2 protein-coding genes are annotated in these 1,341 nt (G+C 68.5%); both read right to left on the minus strand.

Features of this window, described 5'->3' with window-relative positions; genetic code table 11:
* A partial coding sequence (locus APY03_RS01365; protein WP_232324124.1) for a TrbC/VirB2 family protein occupies positions 1 to 339 on the minus strand: 339 nt, incomplete at its 3' end.
* On the minus strand, positions 336 to 1,340 hold the full coding sequence (gene trbB / locus APY03_RS01370) for a P-type conjugative transfer ATPase TrbB (RefSeq protein ID WP_232324125.1): 1,005 nt from the start codon (positions 1,338 to 1,340) through the stop codon (positions 336 to 338). The genes trbB and APY03_RS01365, both read right to left, overlap by 4 nt.
* Between the last annotated feature and the right edge of the window lies 1 nt (position 1,341).

Below are 1,341 nucleotides of genomic sequence, written 5' to 3' on the forward strand. Positions count from 1 at the left end.
TGCGAACGCGATGGACAGACCGAACACGATCTGGATCAGCTTGCGGAAGCCGCCCGACGTATCGCCGAAGGCGAGCGCGAGGCCCGTGGCGATGATGATGATGACCGCGACGATGCGCGCCACCGGCCCCTGGATGGATTCGAGAATGGATTGCAGCGGGCCTTCCCACGGCATCGAGGAACCGGCAGCCTGTGCGGTTCCGGCCAGGAACAGCAGCAGCGCGGCCAGCAGCAGCCCTTGCTCCGCAGGGCGGGCCAGGCTGCGCAACCGCGCCAGGTTGAACAGGTGCGAAGGCGGATTTACGGAAACACGGAAAGCAGGAACGGTCGTCTGCGTCATGGCAGTTCTCCAAGTGAGTCAGGGGATGGGAAAGTCGCCGCAGCGGGTGCGGCATCGGGGATCGGCGGCAGCTCGGGAAACGGCGTTTCCAGCGCGTCCGCCAGTTGGTAGCCCACGCCGTCGAAGCCGACGACGCGCGCGATGCTCTCGATGCGGCGCTTGCGTCCGCGCCCGGCGATGTGGATCACCACGTTGACCGCCTCGGCGATCAGCGCACGGGGCGGGTTCACCGCCACTTCGAGAATCAATTGCTCCAGGCGCAGCAGTGCGCCGAGCGCGGAGCCGGCGTGGATCGTTGCGATGCCGCCGGGGTGGCCCGTGCCCCACACCTTGATGAGATCCAGCGCCTCGGCGCCGCGCACCTCGCCGACGACGACACGATCCGGGCGCAGGCGCATGGACGAACGCACCAGCTCCGTCATGGACACCACACCTGCGCGCGTGCGCAGCGGTACGTGGTCGCGGGCCGCGCATTGCAGCTCCACCGTGTCTTCGAGCACCAGCACGCGGTCGCCAGTGGCGGCGATCTCGGCCAGCAGCGCATTGGCGAGTGTAGTTTTGCCGCTGCTGGTGGCACCGGCGATCAAGACGTTCTGCCGCTCGCGCACGGCGCGAACGAGAAAGCCCGCTTGGACGCTGGTCATCATCCCGTCGATGACGTACCGCTCCAGCGGGATCACACCGATGGCCCGCTTGCGCAATGCGAAGGCCGGCCCCGGCGCAGCCGGCGGCAAGATGCCCTCGAAGCGTTCGCCGGTTTCGGGCAGTTCCGCCGACAGCAGCGGCTGGCCGCGATGCACCTCCGCGCCGACGTGGGCGGCGACCAGGCGGATGATCCGCTCGCCATCGGCCTCGGGCATCTCCACGCCCATCGGCGCGCGGCCCGACGACAGCCGATCCACCCACAGGGTGCGATCGGGGTTGAGCATGATTTCCATCACGTCCGGGTCTTCGAGCGCGGTGGCGATCAGCGGCCCCATCGCCGTGCGCAGCATCTGGATG

Source organism: Variovorax sp. WDL1 (genome assembly GCF_001541225.1).
In the GTDB taxonomy this organism is placed as follows: Bacteria; Pseudomonadota; Gammaproteobacteria; order Burkholderiales; family Burkholderiaceae_C; genus Variovorax.